This is a genomic window from Herbiconiux sp. (assembly GCF_004297105.1).
Lineage (GTDB): Bacteria > Actinomycetota > Actinomycetes > Actinomycetales > Microbacteriaceae > Herbiconiux.
Window position 1 is genome coordinate 176,155 of record NZ_SCVE01000008.1, and the last position, 17,904, is coordinate 194,058.

The 17,904-nt window shown below is 68.7% G+C and carries 12 protein-coding genes; 8 read left to right on the top strand and 4 right to left on the bottom strand.

Translation table 11 applies throughout. The annotated features are described in order from the left end of the window. Window position 1: 1 nt before the first annotated feature. Window positions 2-3,205, bottom strand: a complete 3,204-nt coding sequence (locus tag EPO52_RS05390; RefSeq protein ID WP_290803004.1) for a stalk domain-containing protein — start codon at window positions 3,203-3,205, stop codon at window positions 2-4. A gap of 183 nt (window positions 3,206-3,388) precedes the next feature. Beyond that, window positions 3,389-4,162: an IclR family transcriptional regulator gene (locus tag EPO52_RS05395; protein ID WP_290803007.1), complete on the bottom strand. Its 774-nt coding sequence runs from the start codon at window positions 4,160-4,162 to the stop codon at window positions 3,389-3,391. 293 nt (window positions 4,163-4,455) lie between these two features. On the opposite strand from EPO52_RS05395, the gene EPO52_RS05400 reads away from it, so the two are divergent. From EPO52_RS05400 to EPO52_RS05415, 4 genes are all read left to right on the top strand, one after another. Next, window positions 4,456-5,427: a sugar ABC transporter permease gene (locus EPO52_RS05400; RefSeq protein WP_290803011.1), complete on the top strand. Its 972-nt coding sequence runs from the start codon at window positions 4,456-4,458 to the stop codon at window positions 5,425-5,427. A 5-nt stretch (window positions 5,428-5,432) separates the two neighbouring features. Continuing rightward, window positions 5,433-6,299: a carbohydrate ABC transporter permease gene (locus EPO52_RS05405; RefSeq protein ID WP_290803017.1), complete on the top strand. Its 867-nt coding sequence runs from the start codon at window positions 5,433-5,435 to the stop codon at window positions 6,297-6,299. Between the two features lie 50 nt (window positions 6,300-6,349). After that, entirely contained in the window at window positions 6,350-7,783 is a 1,434-nt protein-coding gene (locus tag EPO52_RS05410) for an extracellular solute-binding protein (RefSeq protein WP_290803022.1), read from the top strand. A gap of 66 nt (window positions 7,784-7,849) precedes the next feature. After that, window positions 7,850-8,914, top strand: a complete 1,065-nt coding sequence (locus tag EPO52_RS05415; protein WP_290803027.1) for a Gfo/Idh/MocA family oxidoreductase — start codon at window positions 7,850-7,852, stop codon at window positions 8,912-8,914. Here the strand turns inward: EPO52_RS05415 and EPO52_RS05420 are convergent. Further along, complete coding sequence (locus EPO52_RS05420; protein WP_290803033.1) at window positions 8,887-11,430, bottom strand: family 78 glycoside hydrolase catalytic domain; 2,544 nt, start codon at window positions 11,428-11,430, stop codon at window positions 8,887-8,889. The genes EPO52_RS05415 and EPO52_RS05420 overlap by 28 nt on opposite strands. 6 nt (window positions 11,431-11,436) lie before the next feature. Next, complete coding sequence (locus tag EPO52_RS05425; protein WP_290803038.1) at window positions 11,437-12,564, bottom strand: mandelate racemase/muconate lactonizing enzyme family protein; 1,128 nt, start codon at window positions 12,562-12,564, stop codon at window positions 11,437-11,439. A gap of 159 nt (window positions 12,565-12,723) precedes the next feature. On the opposite strand from EPO52_RS05425, the gene EPO52_RS05430 reads away from it, so the two are divergent. Genes EPO52_RS05430 through EPO52_RS05445 form a run of 4 tightly spaced genes read left to right on the top strand, consistent with a single transcriptional unit; the run spans window position 12,724 to window position 17,327 of the window. Next, window positions 12,724-13,770: a zinc-binding dehydrogenase gene (locus EPO52_RS05430; protein WP_290803042.1), complete on the top strand. Its 1,047-nt coding sequence runs from the start codon at window positions 12,724-12,726 to the stop codon at window positions 13,768-13,770. A gap of 8 nt (window positions 13,771-13,778) precedes the next feature. Then, window positions 13,779-14,381, top strand: a complete 603-nt coding sequence (locus EPO52_RS05435; protein WP_290803045.1) for a GDSL-type esterase/lipase family protein — start codon at window positions 13,779-13,781, stop codon at window positions 14,379-14,381. Beyond that, window positions 14,381-15,247: a fumarylacetoacetate hydrolase family protein gene (locus tag EPO52_RS05440; protein WP_290803047.1), complete on the top strand. Its 867-nt coding sequence runs from the start codon at window positions 14,381-14,383 to the stop codon at window positions 15,245-15,247. The genes EPO52_RS05435 and EPO52_RS05440 overlap by 1 nt, the downstream gene beginning before the upstream one ends. Before the next feature lies 1 nt (window position 15,248). Further along, on the top strand, window positions 15,249-17,327 hold the full coding sequence (locus EPO52_RS05445) for an alpha-amylase family protein (protein WP_290803051.1): 2,079 nt from the start codon (window positions 15,249-15,251) through the stop codon (window positions 17,325-17,327). Window positions 17,328-17,904 lie beyond the last annotated feature (577 nt).

The following is a 17,904-nucleotide window of genomic DNA, read 5'->3' on the forward strand; positions in this document are numbered from 1 at the left end:
ATCACGGCGTGATGGTCAGCAGCTGGGCCGTGGCATCCCAGGTGACGGTGAAACCGAGCGACTGGAAGTAGGTGGCCGCGATGTAGAAGCGACCGCCGACCCACTGGCAGGGCGCGTCCAGGTGGACGAGGGTCGCTCCGGCCCACGCCGAGCTGCTGCCGACCTGCGCGATGAGGGTGGTGCCGGAGCGCACGGCCACGAACCACTGCACGTCGGGCCGCCACTCGGGGCGACCTCCGATCGCCTCCACGACGTAGGCCGCCGGCACCATCGGCGTGCCGTTGGGGGCGATCACCGGAACCGCGGTGCGCGAGTACTTGCCGCTGACGAGCAGCGACAGAGCGGGGAGCGGCACCTTCACCACGCCGATCTCGTCGATCGTGAAGTCTCCGGCCGTCGACATCATGTCGAGCCGGATCTGCCGGATCGTGCCCACCCAATTGGGGTTGCCCCACACCGCGGCGTAGCCGATGCCGAACTCGTCGTTGTAGGCATCGAAGATCACCTGCGTGCCCTTGACCTGGGTCCACGCCGGATCGGCGTCGGTGATGAAGTACAGATACTCCGGGGGCGTGTCGCTCTTCATCCGCACCCGGACCCAGGGTGCCTGATTGGCGTCGATGCCGAGATGGTCGGGCGACACGAGCCCCGGGTCGGTGCCGATCGAGGTGGCTGTCAGAACACCGCCCTGCACCTGGATGTTCGTGACCTGGTTCTTCTCGCTGTTCGTCCACCCCTCGACATCGCCGTCGGTGTCGAAGGTCCACCGCGTCCAGTAGTCGTCGGGTTTCGCCGGAGCCGGCAGCTCCTTGAGCGGCTGCGTTCGCGCGGCCGGGTAGAGCAGGCCCAACCGCGCCGCCTGCGTGGTGGTGGGAGTGGCATTCGTTCCGTGCGCGCTCGCCCCGAAGACGTCGGCGACGGCGTTCACGTAGCCGAACCCGGCGAGGGCGCTCGGCATCACGAAGTGCCCCTCGCCGAACTCGTTCCAGTTGTCGACGAGCACCATCGACCGGCCGAGGCTCGTGCTCGGCAGCGCCGGCATGAAGGTGTCGCGCACCCAGGTCGCGTTCGCCTCGAAGTCGGTCACGCTCGCCCAGGCTCCCGGCGTCAGGTTCCACGGCAGCTGGTCCTGCCCCATCGAGATGGTGGGCACCACGTCGACCACGGCGTTGCCGCGCCAGGTGAGCAGGTTCTGCCGGTAGCCCTCGGTGAGCGCGGCCACGGGACCGACGCTGTACTTGTACTGGGCGTCGACGCCGACGGTCGGCGCGTTGGCATCGACCTGCGGGGCGATGATGATCAGATCGTCGAACCCGGCCGCCTGAACCGCCGTGCGGAGATACGCGACCTCCGCGGCCGCCGCTGCGGCGCTGCCGAAGGTGGTGATCAGCTTCGGGATGGAGTAGATGGAGAACACCGGCTTGTTGTCGATCACCAGATAGTCGGGGTCACGGAAGTAGTACTCGATCCAGTACGGCACCATCACCGTGCGGAAGTCGTTGCTGTTCGTGGCGCCGCTGCTGTTGTTCTCGTACATGATGGCGAACTTGACGAGCGACTTGTAGCGGGAGTTGAAGAGCCCCTGGTGGATGTGGTGGCCGAGGTCGGGCACCTTGATCGGCTGCCCCACACCGTCCAGCGGGCGGAACCAGCACGCCAGCTCGAACGAGATGCCGTTCTCCACCATCCACTTGATGCCCCAGTCGGTGACCTCCGGGTCACCTTCGTCGTACCAGCCGAGCAGCGGTTTGCGGCTCGGGTAGGGGCTGAGGGCATCCCAGCCCTGGTGGTGGCCCTCGCGCCAGCCGGCGAAGGTCTGCACACCGACGAGGTAGTCACCGGTGTCCAGCGGGACGGGGGTCGGCACGTAGTCGCTCGGCAGCGGTGGGGTGAGCGAGAGCCGGATGTCGTCGAGGTAGACCTTCCCCGACGGGCCCGCCCCGACTCCGAAGGTCAGCGTGTCGATGGCCGAGACGGCCGGGATCGCGACTCCGGATGCCGCCGTCTTGCCGTTCACCCACACCGTGGCCAGATTGCTCGTCGTGTCGGTCGTCACGCGGATGTGGTACCAGAGGTTGGGCTTGCAGTCGTAGCACACGACCGGCGTTCCGCTCGCATCCGCATAGGTGATGCTGCCTGCCGAGGCGCCGATCTGGAGCCCGGCCGTCGTGCCGGCCGAGAGCACGGCCGAGACGTTCTGGGCACCCGAGGGGGCGAGAAAGCGGAACTCGAGCGTGAGGTCGTCGTTCTGGGCGGTGAAGGTGCGCCGGAAGGTCGCGGTCTCGGTGGCCGCCATCGTGTTCACCAGGAGGCTGTAGCAGTCCGCATAGCTCGATCCGTGCAGTTCGGCGACCGAGAAGACCGCGCCCGCACCCGCCGCCGTCCAGTCGGCGGGAAGACCCGACGGCACGGTCACGAACGACTCGTTGACGAGGAATCCGCGGTGGATGCGCACCGTGTCGATGTAGAAGTTGCCGACGAAGGCCTCGCTCGTCTGCATGGTGAAGAGGTCGAGCACGGTCGCGGCCTGCGCGAAGGCGACCGCGCTGGCCACCAGGGCGCCGTTCACGGAGACCGTGAACTGCGCCGCGGCGAGGTCGAGCACCACCCGCACCCCCATCGGGGTTCCGATGGCGGTGCTCGCCAGGTTCTGGGAGCCCGAGGGCGTCTGCAGGCTCAGCTGCCCCGAGTTGGCGGTGAGCACGACGGCGTTCGCCCCCGTGGTTCCGATCGTCCAGGTCACGCCGTTGAGCTGGGTGATGGGCTCGAACCGGAAGTCGACGGTGAGCACGCCCGCCGTGTGCGCGGAGAAGCGCCGCTGCATGACGATGGGCAGGCCCCCGCCGTCCGTCACCTTCGCCCAGCGTCCGTAGGCGAAGGTGAAGCTTCCGCCGGCCTGGCGCACGTCCCACCCCGAGGGCACCACGAGAATCGGGTCGGTGACGGCGTTCGGCATGTGGAAGTCCTCCTCCACGAGATACCGGGCCGTACCGGTCGACCCGGAGACTCCGCTCGTGGCGAGGGTGGGGAGCGGCCGCGCCGACGCCTGCCCCGGCTTGTCCATCAGCAGCAGGCCACCGGCGGCCGAGGCCGCAGCGGCGATGGCCAGGAACGATCGGCGGCTCACCCCCCGCTTCTGCTCGGGTTCCAGCAGCCACTCGTTCTCGGCTACGGGCTCGGCATGTGGATCGATTGCATCGTGCACAAGGACTCCCTTATCCTCGAGTTCATACATCTGAACTTAAATACGCCAGAATGAACTTTCGCCTTGACGCTAGTCGAACAGATCCGTCGGAAGCAAGATGCGATCACGAAATCGGCCGCGGGAAATCGGCGGGGACGCGCAGCGGTTAAGCGCCGCGCGAAAGGTGAGACCGGGCGAACGTCGCTAAGGACGGATGGTCGCCTCGAGTTCGGTGACCGTGGCACGCAGCTGGCCGAGGATGTCGGCCGGCCACTGCTCGCTCGTGCGCGACGTCGGCATGGTGACGGAGAGCGCCATCTGCCGGTGCGCGTCGGAGAGGAAGGGCAGCGGCACGGCGACGCAACGGCACCCGCTGATGTACTCCTCGTCGTCGACCGCGAAGCCTTCGGCGCGAACGCGGTCGAGGAGAGCGACGAGTTCGTCGACGTCGGAGACCGTGTGCTCGGTGAGGTGGGCGAGGGGCGCAGCGGCCCGCAGACGCCGCTCGGCCTCCGCGGGCGGGAGCAGACCCAGCAGCGTCTTGCCGATTCCCGTGGCGTGGGCCGGCAGCTGCGTTCCCACCGACGACGCGAGGCGCATCGTGCGAGCAGCTTGGCTGATGGCGATGTAGACGTTGTTCACGCCATCGAGCTGCGCGAGCTGAACCGTCTCGCCCACGCCGGCGGCCAGCTTGTCCATGAACGGGCGCACGATGCCGAGCAAGTCGGTGTGGCCGCGGAAGTTCTGGCCGATCTGCCAGGCGCGGAGCCCCAGGGAGTACTGGCGGGTGCGGGGGTCGTGCGCGACCCAGCCCGACGCGGTGAGCGTCTGGAGAAGTCCGTGCGCGCTGGAACGGGGGATGGAGAGCTCGGTCAGGATCTCCCCGAAGCTCACACTGTCGTGCTCGCTCACGAACTCGATCAGTCCGAGCGCTCGCTCTGCGGACTTGACGCTGGTTGCTTTGTCGTCAGTCCCCATGATCTCCCTCTCCGTCGCGCGGCACCTCTGTGTGCCGTGCGTTTTCAAGCCGGATATCATCCCGTCTAGGGGACCAGAATACAGCTAGATGAACTTTTAGAGGGCGGTCGTCGGCATAGTTCACGGGTGTGAACGCCGATTCCTTGACATGAACCTTTTCGTCTGGGAGACTTTCGAGCGGTCGACCTGAGGCGGACCCCGAAGGGGGCCCCGGGTCGAGCACGTGAACGCTGACGCCGACGATCTGTCCACCTGATCGCGGCGGCCGGCGCCCGACTCATCGTGGAGGCGACATGGCTGTACAGACACCCGACCGGGTGGTGCCCGACACGGTGGCGATCCTCGCGGACACGAATCCGCCGAGGCGCCGCCCGTCCCGTCGGCGCATCAGCTGGGGCGCCTATATCGGCCTGGCCCCGCTGGCGATCATGTTGGGGGTGTTCTGCTATTACCCGGCCGCGAGCGGCATCTTCCACTCGTTCTGGAATTGGAACCCGGGCGGGGAGTCGACCTTCATCGGGTTCGACAACTACGCGACGATGATGACCGACCAGCTCTGGTGGGAATCCTTCAAGAACCTCGGCATCATCTTCGTCTTCGGAGTCGTCTCCTGGGTGATCCCCCTGGCGGCCGCCGAACTCCTGATCTCGCTGCGGAGTGAACGCGCGCAGTTCGTGTACCGCACCCTCTTGATCGTGCCGATGGCCTTCCCCGGGGTGGTCACCGCGCTCATCTGGTCGTTCCTCTACCAGCCGAACGACGGGGTGATCAACACCTTCCTCAGCTCTGTGGGGCTCGACGCCCTCGCCCAGAACTGGCTCGGCGACCCGCACCTCGCGCTGCTCTCGCTCCTGTTCATCGGGTTCCCCTTCATCGCGGGCCTGCCCTTCCTGATGTTCTACTCGACCCTGCAGAACATCCCGAAGGAGATCTTCGAGGCCTGCTCGCTCGACGGGGTGAACCGGATGCAGCGGCTCTTCCTCATCGACCTGCCGCTCATGGGCCGGCAGGTGCAGCTGCTACTCGTGCTGGTGATCATCGAGACGCTGCAATACGGGTTCGTCGCCTACATCCTCACCAACGGAGGGCCCGACAACGCGACGACGGTGCCCGTGCTCCGCATGCTGAACGAAGCGTTCTCCGGCGGCAACTGGGGCTACGCGGCGGCTCTCTCGACGACGCTCTTCGTGCTCACCGTCGTCTTCAGCACGATCGTCGCCGTCGCCAAACGCCGCGACTCGACCACCAATGTGAAAGGGATGTGACCCTCATGTCTGCAGCGACCATCGAGGCGCCGACCCGGGCACCTCGCGTCAGGAAGCACCGCCGCTCCGGCGCCGCCATCCACATCGCTCTCATCGCGATCGTGGCCGTGGGGCTACTCCCCTACCTCTTCGTGCTCACCACCTCGGTGAAGACCAACGAGCAGTTCGCCACGAGCTACTGGGCACCCTCCTTCCCCCTGCACTTCGAGAACTACACCACGGCGTGGAACCAGATCGCGCCCTTCATGGCGGTCTCCATCGTCGTGGCCGTGATCTCGATCGTCGGGATCGTCGCGCTCAGCCTCCTCTCGGGATTCGTCTTCGCGCGGTTCCAATTCCCCGGCCGGCGTTTCTTCTTCACGATGGTGATCGCCCTGCTCATGGTGCCCGGCATCGCGAGCCTCATCCCGCTGTTCGTCATGATGCGCGACCTCGACCTCCTGAACACTCTCTGGGTGCTGATCATCCCGAGGGTCGCCGGAGGCGCGATTCTCGGCACCATTCTGATGAAGACGTTCATCGAGGGCATCCCGCAGGAGCTCTTCGACGCGGCCCGGGTCGACGGCGCCGGCACGGGTCGTCTGTTCCGGTCGATCATGCTCCCGCTCTCCCTGCCCGTGGTGGGCACCGTGTCACTGCTCACCGTGATCGGCGTCTGGAACGACTTCTTCTGGCCGCTGCTCACGGTGACCGACAACGCGCTGAAGCCGGTGAGCGTCGGCCTGCTCTTCTTCCGCGGGCAGGCGGGAACCGACTACGGAGCGATGTTCGCGGGCTACATGATCGCGAGCCTGCCTCTGCTGCTGCTGTTCCTCTTTCTCTCCAAGTACTTCCTCGCCGGGATCCAGGGCGGGCTCCCGGGCTCGCACTGATCGCACCTCCCGCACCATCGTCACCAATCACACAGAAGGGCAATACAAGGATGTATAGAAAGCTCAAACCCCTCATCGCGATCGGGGTGGTCGCAGCCACCGCGATCTCGCTCGCCGGATGCGCTCCTGCCGAGAGTTCAGGCAAGACCACCATCACGATCGCCGGGCCCAACCAGTGGAACACCGACCCGCAGAGCTTCGGACCGGCCTGGGAGGACCTCGTCGCCCGATTCGAGGCGGCCGAGCCGAACATCGAGGTGAAGACGGTGGTGCTCCCGCTCACCGAGTTCTACCAGACGCTGTCGACGCAGCTCGCGGCGGGAACGGCACCGGAGCTGGTGTTCAACCAGGCCTCTCACAAGCCCGACCAGGTGGTTGCGCTCGACGACTACTTCAACCAGCCGAATCCCTACATCGAGGGCAACACCAAGTGGATCGACGCCTTCAACCCCGACTACATCGGCGGTGAGTCGAACGTGGGCCGCAATGCGGCGCAGCATTACGAGTTCGTGCCGTTCAACCTCTACCTCAGCGGCATCTACTACAACAAGGACGTGTTCGCCGCGGCCGGGATCGACGAGCCGCCGGCCACCTACGGCGACCTCATCGAGGACTGCAAGGCGATCACCGCGGCGGGCTACACGCCTCTCGCGTTCGACAACAGCTACCTCGCCCAGGAGAGCGTGGTGAAGCCCATCACCTCGATGCTGCTCACCAAGTACTTCGACGAGTTGAACTACTACGGCCCCGACGGCAAGCCCGGCACGTCGAAGCAGATCTCGGTGAAGGACTTCGCCAAGGGCGTGCTCACCGGGGAGTTCACCCCCGAGAACACTCCCGAGATCGGCGAGGCGTACACCCTCGCGAAGCAGGTCGTCGACGAGTGCGCCACCCCGAACTGGTCGGGCGTGGCCACAACGGGCGCCGCCTTCACGGGGGCGCAGGAGTTCCTCTCCGGCAAGGCCGGCATGTCGTTCGGAGCCAACTTCTCGGCGAACAGCCTCGACGACGTGAGCTGGGACTACGGCACGCTTCCGTTCCCGACGGTCACCAAGCAGGACAGCCCGCTGGCCACCGGTGAACCCGCCCGCTCCGGTGCGAACACGGGCGGAACGAGCTACATGATCCCGGCCACCACCGAGGGCGACAAGCTCGACGCGGCCGTCAAGTTCCTGCAGTTCGCCTCGAGCCCCGTGGGCATCCAGCCGTGGCTCGACAAGACCGGCGGCATCCCGGCCCTCGCCGATGCCGCACCGGCGCCCGGCCTCGAGGGCCTGACCACGGGCGACTGGGCTCTCAGCCCGACTGTTCCGCAGCCGTCCCTTCTCCCGAAGGCCGTTCTCGGGCAGTCGATCTACACGGGCTACCTGACGGGCAACAAGTCGCTCGACGACCAGCTCGCCGAGACGATGGCGAACTGGACGACCGGGGCGAAAGAGGTCGCCGCCGACGGCAAGTGGACCGACGACTGGGTGCAGCAGTAGCATCCGAACCCGCATGATCTGGCCCGCGACCACCCGTCGCGGGCCAGATCCGCATGAGGAGACACGATGATTCGAGTAGGTCTGGCCGGCTGCGGCTGGTGGGCCGCGCACGCGCACGTGCCGGCCATCCGCTCTCACCCGGATGCCGCCCTGGTCGCGGCGAGCGATCCCGACCGGGCGCGCCTCGACGCGGTGACCGCGGAGATCCCGGATGCGCGGCGCTTCGCCACGGTCGAGGAGATGCTGGCGGTGAGCGACCTCGACGTGCTGGTGGTCGCCTCCCCCGCCGCGTTCCACGCCGGCGCCGCACGGGCCGGCCTGCTGAGCGAGGTCAGCGTGCTCGTGGAGAAGCCCTTCACGCTGCACTCGGCCGAGGCGCACGAGCTCGTGCGGCTCGCGAGGGTGCACCGGCTCGGCCTCTCGGTGAGCCTGCCCTACCAGTACACCGCGGCGGCCCGGACGATTCGCGCGCTGCTGGCGGAGGGCAGGCTGGGCGACCTCGTCGGCGTGCACGCCGTGTTCGAGTCGTACACGGCCCCCCTCTATTCGGGCGACGTCGACGAGTACCTGCGGCGCGTGAACCGCCCGCACGCCGTCGCTCCGCTGCCCGGCACGTATGCGGATGTCGCGGTGTCCGGCGGCGGTCACGGCCAGTCCCAGACCTCCCACATCGTGTCGGCCATCCTGGACGCCACCGGGGCACGGCCCGAGCGGATCACCGGCGAGAGCGTGTTCGTCTCGCCCGGCATGGACACGGCCAATGCGATCTCGCTGCGACTCTCCGGCACGGCGGTCGCCACCGTCTTCTCCTCGGGTGGGGCCCTGCCCGGTCTCACCGCGCAGCAGTCCGTCACCTATCTCGGCACGGCCGGATCGGCGCGGCACGACCTCGCTCGGGCGACGCTCGAGTGGGCGACGGCGGATGGCGCGAGCGGCCACGTGCAACCGGGCGACGGCGAGTCGGCCTATCCGAACGGCGCCCCGGTGAGCACACTGATCGACGCAGTGGCACAGCTGCGCGCAGGGCACTCGGACGAGCCGCTGATGGAACTCACCGCGGGCGCGGAACGCGCCGCTCGCGCCGTCGAGGTGATCGAGCGCCTCTACAGCGAGGACACCGTGCGTGGCTGATCGGTCGGCGCCGTCGGTACCGGTCCGTTCAGGCGGTGCCGTCCGGCGGCCACCGTCCACTCCCGGTCTCCGAGCTGAACGATCGCCACGGCTCCGACCGGGATGTCGACGTCGATGACGAGTTCGGACTCCTCGATGCGCCAGCTGACTCCGGCCCGCCCGAGCGGCGTGAGCACGTCGGCCTCGGCGGAGGTGAGGCCGAGGCCGAGCACGGCCGGCTCGATCCGGATCTCGCGCCAGCCGGCCGCCGCCGGAGAGATGCCGGCGACCGAGCGGAACAGCCAGTCGTCGATGGTGCCGAGGAAGTAGTGGCCGTGCGATCGGGCGGCGGGGCTCCAGTGCTCCCACAACGAGGTGGCGCCCGACTCGACCCAGAGGCCCCAGCTCGGGTAGTCGGTCTGCAGGGCCACGGCGAGCGCCGTGTCGGCGTGGCCGTAGCGAGTGAGTTGCGGCAGGAGGTACTTGGTGCCGAGGGCTCCGGTGTTCAGATGGTCGCCGTTCTCCCGGATGATCCGGGCCAGGGTGTCGGCCACGGCCTGACGATGCCGTTCCGGCAGCAGGTCGAAGGCGAGCGCGAGCACCTGATGGGTCTGGCGGTCGCCCCGGTCTCCGGCGCCCACGACCTGGGCGCGCCCGGCGTCGAAGAACTCCTCCACGAATCGACGGCGCACTCGTTCGGCCTGGGCGTGCCAGTTGCGCGGGTCGTGGCCGAGCACGGCAGCGGTCGTGGCGGCGATGTCGAGACCGGCGATCAGGAACGCCGTGGCCGCGACGCGGGCATCCTCCGGAGCGTTCCCGCCTGCGGGGTCGGCATCCGGGCTCACCCAGTCGCCGAGCGTCGTATCGGCGATCCCGTCCGGCCACCGTGCCAGCTCGAACTCGAGGTAGGCGCTCGCGTCGGCCCAGGTGTCGGCGAGCACGCGCTCGTCTCCGCGCTGCCGGTAGATCTCCCACGGCACGAACAGCAGCGCGGCATGCCAGGTCGGCGCCGGCGTCCAGTCCATCGACCAGCCCCCGTGCGGCGCGATGACCTCGGGCGCACCCGCGCCGTGCCGCGATGCCGCGATGTCAGCCGCCCACTTCGCGAGGAGCTCGTGGCTGTCGAGGCTCAGCAGCATGAGCTCGGTGCCCAGCATCCCGTCTGCCGTCCAGCCGTTCTTCTCGTACATCGGCGTATCGGTGGGCAGACCGTGGAGGTTGTTGAGCACGGTGTCGACGGTGAGTTCATGCAGGCGGTTCAGCAGGGCGCTCGAGCAGTGGAAGCGGCCGATGCGGGCGACCGCGGTGTGCAGCAGCTCGGCCTCGACGACGGGCTGCGCGGATGCGTCGACCTCGACGTAGCGGAAGCCCTGGTAGCCGAAGCGCTGAGCCCACCGGAGCGGCTCGCCCGCGAGGGTGATGCGGCTCTCCTGGAACCGCCCCGCGTAATAGCCGTACGGATCGTCGTTGTCGGGCCGACCGTCGGCCCGCAGCCGCTCGGCCGTGCGGATGGTCACCACCTCGCCCGCCGCGCCGTCGACCTGGAGGCGCACTCGCCCCGCGATCACGCGGGGGAAGCTGAACAGCCACCGTCCCGGCGCGCTCTGCTCGACCCGATCGGGAGCGAAGACCTGCGCCACCGCAATCGGCTGCTGGCGCTGGTTGAGGCACCGGCCCCGGGGGCCTCGGGCGGGCGTGACCGGCGCCCATCCGGCGTCGTCGTAGCCCGCTTTGGAGAAGCCGGGGCGGTCGTCTCGCGCGTCGAAGTCCTCGCCGCCGTAGAGGTCGTCGTAGCGGGTGGGGCCGTCAATGGCCCTCCACCCCTCGTCGGAGACCACCACGACCTCATCGCCCGTGACGATCAGGATGCGCACGCAGGGCTCGTCGTGCCACGGCGCGGTCTCCCAGTTCCAGGTGGAGGGCGAGGCCATGCCGTAGAAGCCCCGGCCGAGCTCGACCCCGACGGCGTTGCGTCCGGGCCGCAGCAGCTCGGTGATCTCCACCACGCGGTACTGAGCGGTGACGTCGTAGTCGGTGAAGTCGGGCGCGAGGTCGAACCCGGGAACGAGTACGCCGTTGATCTCGGGGCGCGCGTAACCCCCGGCACCCACCACGAGGTAGCTCGGCGCGGTGAGCTGCGGAACGGTGAACTCCTGGCGCAGGAGTGGTGCGGCGCCGGACGGGGTCGGATGGGAGATCCACTGCGCTCCGCGCCAGTCGTCGTCGAGGAGGCCCGTGACGAACGACGAGGAGGCCCGCGCCAGGCCGTCGTCGGCGGCCACGGTCACCTGCCAGCGGTAGCGGGTCAGCGAGCGGAGTGCGGGTCCGTCGTACTCGACGTCGACGCCCGGGCCGCCGCTCGGGTCGTCGCGGCTCCAGAGGTGCCGGCCATCCGGCGCGAACAGGTCGAGCTGCCAGCTGCGCACCCGGATGCCCGCCCCACCGCCGTCGACCACCCAGCCGAACCGAGGCTGCACGTCGACGCCGAACGGCTCCTCGCTGTGTTCGACGGTGAGACGCGTGAGGCGCACGGCCATCGGCAGCTAGCCGATCCGGTAGCGGTCGAGCGCATCGTCATCGACGTCGATGCCGAGCCCCGGCGCCGTCGGCACGCTGATGCGCCCGCGGTCGATGCTCCACGGCGCACGGCGGAGCACACTCTCGTTGAGGCTCCATGCCTCATCCGGATGCAGCGTCGGCGGGATGATCGCGAGCTCCTGCCACTCCGGCCCGATGAGCGCGGCGGCCTGGAGCCACCCCGGCAGCCGCAGTCCGCCCGTGCCGTGCAGACACACCGACACGCCGAGCGCCTCGGCCATCGCCGCCACCCGCACGGTGGGCAGGATGCCGTTGGCGATCGATGCATCGGGCTGGATCACGTCGAAACTGCGCGCCACGAGCGCCGCGGCGAATTCCGCGGGCTCCGTGTATCCCTCGCCGCCCACGATCTGCATGTCGATCTCATCAGCGAGCCGAGCCTGGCCAGCGAGGTCATACCGATCGAGCGGTTCTTCGAGCCAGCGCACCCCGACGTCCTGAAGCTCGCGCGCCTCCGCGAGCGCCCGCTCGTAGGTCCAGGTCGTGCCGGAGACGTGGGCGGTGCGATCGACCATGAGGGTGAACTCCGGGCCGGTCGCGGCCAGGATCGCTTCGCACACTCGAGCGTTCTCGCCCGGACCCCGCCAGCATCGGATCTTCACGCCCTCGAACCCCGCCGCCTGATAGGCCAGCACGGCGTCGACGGTCTCGGCGGCGCTCACGTGCGACTGCGAGGGGTCGCCCGGCCAGACCAGGGTGACGTAGGCCTTCAGCTCCTGCGTCCGCGCGCCGCCCAGCAGAGCGTGCACGGGTTCGCCGAGCGTCTTGCCCAAGGCGTCCCAGGCGGCGTGCTCGGCACCGGCTCCGCGATTCAGGCCGCGGCGCAGCATCCCATCGATATCGGTGATCGACGATCCCTCGGTGGCTGCGATGACCGTCGGCCAGACCGTGCGGTCGATGGGCCCCGCGAAGCTGTGGCCGCGCACGCCCTCGGTCGTGGTCAGGCGCACCACGCAGTAGCGGTGGTAGTACCCGGCCGCGACCTGCTCGGGCGTTGCGGGCAGGTTGATGGGGAAGATCTCGGTGCGGGCGATCTGCACGCCAGCGGTTCTCGACTGTGAGCCGTCAATCATGATTCCGAACTATAGCCCGGCATGAGCAGAACAATCCAGGGTAAAAGTTCTCTATTTCGAACTGACTATCACTCTGCTGAACTTGTTGATAGGGTGGCATCGCCTCGACCGATGTCGAGCGACTCCGATGCGACGATGCGAGACGAGAGGAAATCGACCGTGCGAACACTGGTCCTGGAGGAATTCGGGCGCATGGCCCTGGCCGATCGCCCGATACCGGATGTCGCGAACGGCGATGTGCTGATCCGGGTGGCGTTCACGGGCATCTGCGGCTCCGACATCCACGGCTACACCGGTCACAACGGGCGGCGGGCGGTCGGCCAGGTGATGGGTCACGAGAGTTCGGGAACGATCGAGGGATTCGGCCCCGGTGATCAGCCGCACGGGCTCACGATCGGAGACGCGGTGACGTTCAACCCCGTCGTGCTGCCCGTCGAAGACCGGGTGGAGTTCGCCGACCGTGAGCAGCACTCGCCCCGCAAGTCGGTGATCGGCGTCGACCCGACGCGCAACGCCTCGTTCGCCGACTACATCGTGGTGCCGGCCGTCAATGTGCTCCGCCTCGCCGACGGCATGCCCGTCGAGCACGGTGCCCTCGTGGAGCCGACCGCCGTCGCGCTGCACGCCATCCGCCGGGCCGGGGTGATCGGGCACGAGCGGGTGCTGGTGATAGGCGGGGGGCCGATCGGCCAGTCGGTGGTGCTCGTGCTGCGAGCACTCGGCGTGCCGGAGGTCTACGTCAGTGAGATCAGCCCGGGCCGGCGCAGCTTGATCGAGGGGATGGGGGTTCCCGTGATCGACCCCTCGGCGGGCGATCTCGTCGAGGCCCTCGGCCGTCACGGCGGGCCCGTCGATGTCACCATCGACGCCGTGGGCAGCTCGCGCTCGCTCGCCGACGCGCTCGCCTGCACGGTGCTCGGCGGCACGGTGTGCCTGGTGGGCATGGGTGAGCCGCAGGTGCGCCTCGACGCCTTCCAGATCAGCACGGCCGAGCGCACCCTGGTCGGCAGCTTCACCTACTCGGCCCGCGACTTCGCCGATGCCGCCGAACTGGTGGCCGACAACCCGGTGACGGCAGCGTCGCTCATCAGCAGAGTGATCGAGCCCGAGAGCGCCGACGAGGCATTCATGAACCTGGCCAATGGCGACGAGATCCCGGGCAAAGTGCTCGTGGCCTTCGCCCAGTCGGCCGAATACGCGAAGTGAGGACGCGAGTGGCACAGAATCTGGTCTTCATCGGAGACAGCATCACCGAAGACGGGCGACGGATCGACGATCCGTACGACCTCGGAGTCGGCTACGTCGCGCGCGTGGCCCGCCGCCGCGCCGAGGCGGGCTTCGACGACCGCGTGGTCAACACCGGCATCGGCGGCAACCGGGCGGTCGACCTCGTGGCCCGCTTCGACCGCGACTGCCTCGCGCACGACCCCGACGTGGTGTCGATCCACGTGGGCATCAACGACACCTGGCGCCGCTACGACGGCGGCGAAGCCACCTCGACCGAGGCGTTCGAGGCGTCGTACCGCGACCTGGTGACGCGGGCGACGGATGCCGGTGCCCGCCTCGTTCTGATCGAGCCGTTCCTGCTCGCCCTCACGCCCGAGCAGTCAGCCTGGCGCGAGGATCTCAACCCCAAGATCGAGGTCGTGCGCTCGCTCGCGCGCGAGTTCGACGCCCAGCTCGTGGAGGCCGACGTGGCGTTCACCCGGGCGGGCTACGAGCGCGATCGGGCCGGGCTCCTCTGGGACGGCGTGCACCCCACCGACGCCGGTCGCGAACTGCTGGCGCGCACCTGGTTCGAGTCGGTGACGATCTGATGCGCGTCGCCAACCTCGACGGTCGTGCGGTGCTGCTCGGCGACATCCGCTCGCTCGACATCGCCTCGGCGAGCGCCGGCCGTTTCCCGGCCGACCCGCAGCAGGTCTACGCCTCGTGGGCAGAGCTGTGCGAGTGGGGCGAGGGGATCGACGTCGACCGGCACCCCCAATCGGTCGACGTCGATCGCACCACCCTCGGGCCGCCGGTGCCGCGGCCGGGCCAGATCCTCGCCGTCGGGCTCAACTACGCCGAGCACGCGGAGGAGTCGGGGCTCGAGCTGCCGCAGCATCCGCTGGTCTTCACGAAGTTCGCCTCGAGCCTCACCGGCCCCGATGCCGTGGTGCGGCTGTCGGGCCAGCGGGTCGACTGGGAGGCCGAGCTCGTGGTGGTGATCGGCACCGGCGGGCGCGACATCCCGGCCGGGGAGGCCTGGCACCGCATCGCCGGCCTCACGATCGGGCAGGACATCAGCGACCGCGACGTGCAGTGGTGGGGCGCATCCGCGCAGTTCAGCCTCGGCAAGTCGTTCGAGGGCTATGCGCCGACAGGGCCCGCGGTGGTGAGCGTGGCCGAGATCTCGGCGGGGAGCAACCGCGACGACCTGCGGGTGAGCTGCCGCAGCATCGACGCGTCCGGACGGGAGCGGGTGCTGCAGGATGGCCGCACCCGCGACCTGATCTTCACGATTCCGGCGATCATCGAGCAGCTCTCGGCCATCGTCGAGCTGCAGCCGGGCGATCTCATCTTCACGGGCACACCCTCCGGCGTCGGCCAGGGCCGCAGCCCGGAGGAGTACCTCACGCCCGGCCTCACCCTCGTGACCGAGATCGACGGGCTCGGGTCGATTCGCCAGGAGTTCGTCTGACATGCTGCTCGGGGTTCAGTACTACCGCCCGCCGTCGCCCGACCCGTCGCTGTGGGAGCAGGACATCGCCGACATCGCCCGGGCCGGGTTCGGCACTGTGCAGCTCTGGCTGATCTGGGGCTGGGTCGAGACGACGCAGGGCGAGTTCGAGTGGGGCGACTACGACCGCCTCCTGGATCTCGCGCACGCTCGTGGTCTGCGCGTGGTGATCAGCACGATCGCCGAGATGCAGCCGGCCTGGTTGCTGCGCCGGTATCCGGATGCGGCCATGGTCGACCATCTGGGCAGGGTCACGCCCTCGACCACCCGGGTGGAGGCGCAGGTCGGGGTGACGCCCGGCGGTTCGATCGACGATCCGCGGGTGCTGGGGCACATGCGGGACTTCCTCGATGCGGCGGCTCGGCACTTCGCCTCGCATCCCGCGCTGGTGGCGTGGGACTGCTGGAACGAGAACCGCTGGGCGATGGAGGGCGACGGGTACCTCGACTACAGTCCGGCGAGCATCCGGGCGTTCCACGCGTGGCTTGCTTCGCGGTACGGCAATCTCGACGGGGTGGCCCGGGCCTGGCGGCGGCGGTTCGCGACGTGGGATGACGTGCAGCCCGGCCGCAAGCCGGGGTTGCCGTACACCGACCTCGTGGCGTTCCAGCGCTTCCTCACGGAGCGGGCAGCCTCGCATCTGCGGTTTCGGCGCGACGTCATCCGCGCGGCTGACCCCGTGCATCCCATCTCGGCCCACTGCGGCGAACCCTCGGTGAACTCGGCCGGCAGCCTGTTCGAGCAGCCCCTGTCGCGCGGCAACGACTTCGCGCTGGCCGCCGAGCTCGACGGGTACGGATGCTCGAGCTTCCCGAACCTCGAAGGGATGTCGTTGCTCGACCTGGGCCTGCGCATCGAGGCGACTCGTAGTGCTGCCGGCGACCGGCCGTTCTGGCTGGCCGAGCTGCAGGGCGGCGGCGGCCGGCTGGGCCATCACGTGCTGCCGGCCGTGCGCGCCGATGAGCAGCAGCGCTGGCTGTGGAACGGGATGGGGCGCGGCGCCAAGGGCACGATCGTCTGGCAGTGGCGCGACGAGGTGCTCGGCCGCGAGTCGGGCGGCTTCGGCTTCGCCGGCGACGACGGGCACGCGTCGGCGCGGGTGGAAGCTATGGCGCGAACGGCCGGCATCCTCGCCGAGCACGGCGACTTCCTCGACGCCTATCGCCCCGAGCCCGCCCAGGTGGGAGTGCTGTTCCTGCCCGACACCTACTATCTCGAGTGGGCACAGGATGGCAACGACGGGCGCCAGGCCCGCGAGAGCGTGCTCGGCTGGATGCGGGCGTTCGAGGAGCTGCAGCTGCCCTACGAAGTGCTCGACCCGGACCACCTCTCACGCCTCTCGGATCTCAAGTTGCTCGTGCTCCCCTGGCCCCTGAGCGTTCCTGAACACGCGATGGCGGTTGTCACCGCCTGGGTGGAGCGGGGCGGGCTGCTGCTGACGGAGGCCGACCTCACGGCGTTCGATTCGGAGGCGTTCTACCATCCGCCGGGTTCGCGCGGTGCGAGCGCCCTCGGGCTACGCTCGCTAGGCCGACGAGAGCTGCCCGCATCCGGAACCCTCTCGCTGGAGCTCGACGGCGCGAGGTTCGAGCTCCCCGCCGCGAGCTGGCTCGAGCACTACGACCCGACGGATGCACGGGTGCTCGGCACCGACGATGGCCACCCGATCGCCGTGGAGCGAACTCTGGACGCCGGCTCGGTGATCTCGATCGGCAGCTTCCCCGGCCTCGCGCACAGCCTCACACCCTCCTCAGAGCTACTCGACTTCGCCAGCCACCTGGCAAGCCGCGCGGGAGTCACAACCTCGGCGCGGGTGCGCGGCACCGACGGCACGACGGTGCAGTGGCGCCGCGGAACGAGCGGCGACTGGTCGGTGCTCTTCCTCATCGGCGCCCCGCACAGCGAGCACTTCGTCGACATCCCCAACCTCGGCGAGGTCACCGAGATCGAGGAGCTCACGGATGGCCGCGCCATCGTCGCGCGCCAACGCCTCGTGCTCGGCCTCTCGGCGTGGGGCGTCGCGATGGTGCGGTGGCGATAATGCGCCTCCTGCTGCGCCGGCCCAGCATTAGCAAGATCGTGAAGAGCCAGCGACGGCGATCTCGTCACCCTACCCTCGGCGGCTTCAGGCAACACGCGACGGCCTGTGTTGCGGGCCCATCGCGCTCTCACCTTGGAGGACGAGGCCAATTTCGAGCTCAAGTCAGCAATGCCGGATGGTGCAAACCGGGTTGCACTCGACCTCGTTGAGGCCCAGCAGCCACTGATACTAGGCGCAGCGGTTGAGCACCTCGGGTTGCTGAACCTCGCGGACGTCTCTCCCGCGAGCTGTTGCCCGCCTGCACAGGACCTTCTATCGGGTTCTCGCGACGTCGCGCTGGTTCGATGATCGCAAGTCGCAATGTCATACATCGCGACTTTATGGTCCGAATGTAGTACATTCTGACCATGGCAAGCGCTCCAGTCACAATCACGATAACTGGCAAACTGTCTTACTCCGAGTAGTGCCCCGTAGAGTGGTGTAACGATCCCGGCCAGTAAACGTCAGCGTGGCCACCGGGATCTTCCTTCGAGGAAACTCTCACATCCCACTCGAAAGGCGTCACACCGATGACCAC

Bases quoted from the DNA above. Each gene is read 5' to 3' on its own strand.
- EPO52_RS05395 (WP_290803007.1), bottom strand. From the start codon at position 4,162: ATGGGGACTGACGACAAAGCAACCAGCGTCAAGTCCGCAGAGCGAGCG.
- EPO52_RS05400 (WP_290803011.1), top strand. From the start codon at position 4,456: ATGGCTGTACAGACACCCGACCGGGTGGTGCCCGACACGGTGGCGATC.
- EPO52_RS05405 (WP_290803017.1), top strand. From the start codon at position 5,433: ATGTCTGCAGCGACCATCGAGGCGCCGACCCGGGCACCTCGCGTCAGG.
- EPO52_RS05410 (WP_290803022.1), top strand. From the start codon at position 6,350: ATGTATAGAAAGCTCAAACCCCTCATCGCGATCGGGGTGGTCGCAGCC.
- EPO52_RS05415 (WP_290803027.1), top strand. From the start codon at position 7,850: ATGATTCGAGTAGGTCTGGCCGGCTGCGGCTGGTGGGCCGCGCACGCG.
- EPO52_RS05420 (WP_290803033.1), bottom strand. From the start codon at position 11,430: ATGGCCGTGCGCCTCACGCGTCTCACCGTCGAACACAGCGAGGAGCCG.
- EPO52_RS05425 (WP_290803038.1), bottom strand. From the start codon at position 12,564: ATGATTGACGGCTCACAGTCGAGAACCGCTGGCGTGCAGATCGCCCGC.
- EPO52_RS05440 (WP_290803047.1), top strand. From the start codon at position 14,381: ATGCGCGTCGCCAACCTCGACGGTCGTGCGGTGCTGCTCGGCGACATC.
- EPO52_RS05445 (WP_290803051.1), top strand. From the start codon at position 15,249: ATGCTGCTCGGGGTTCAGTACTACCGCCCGCCGTCGCCCGACCCGTCG.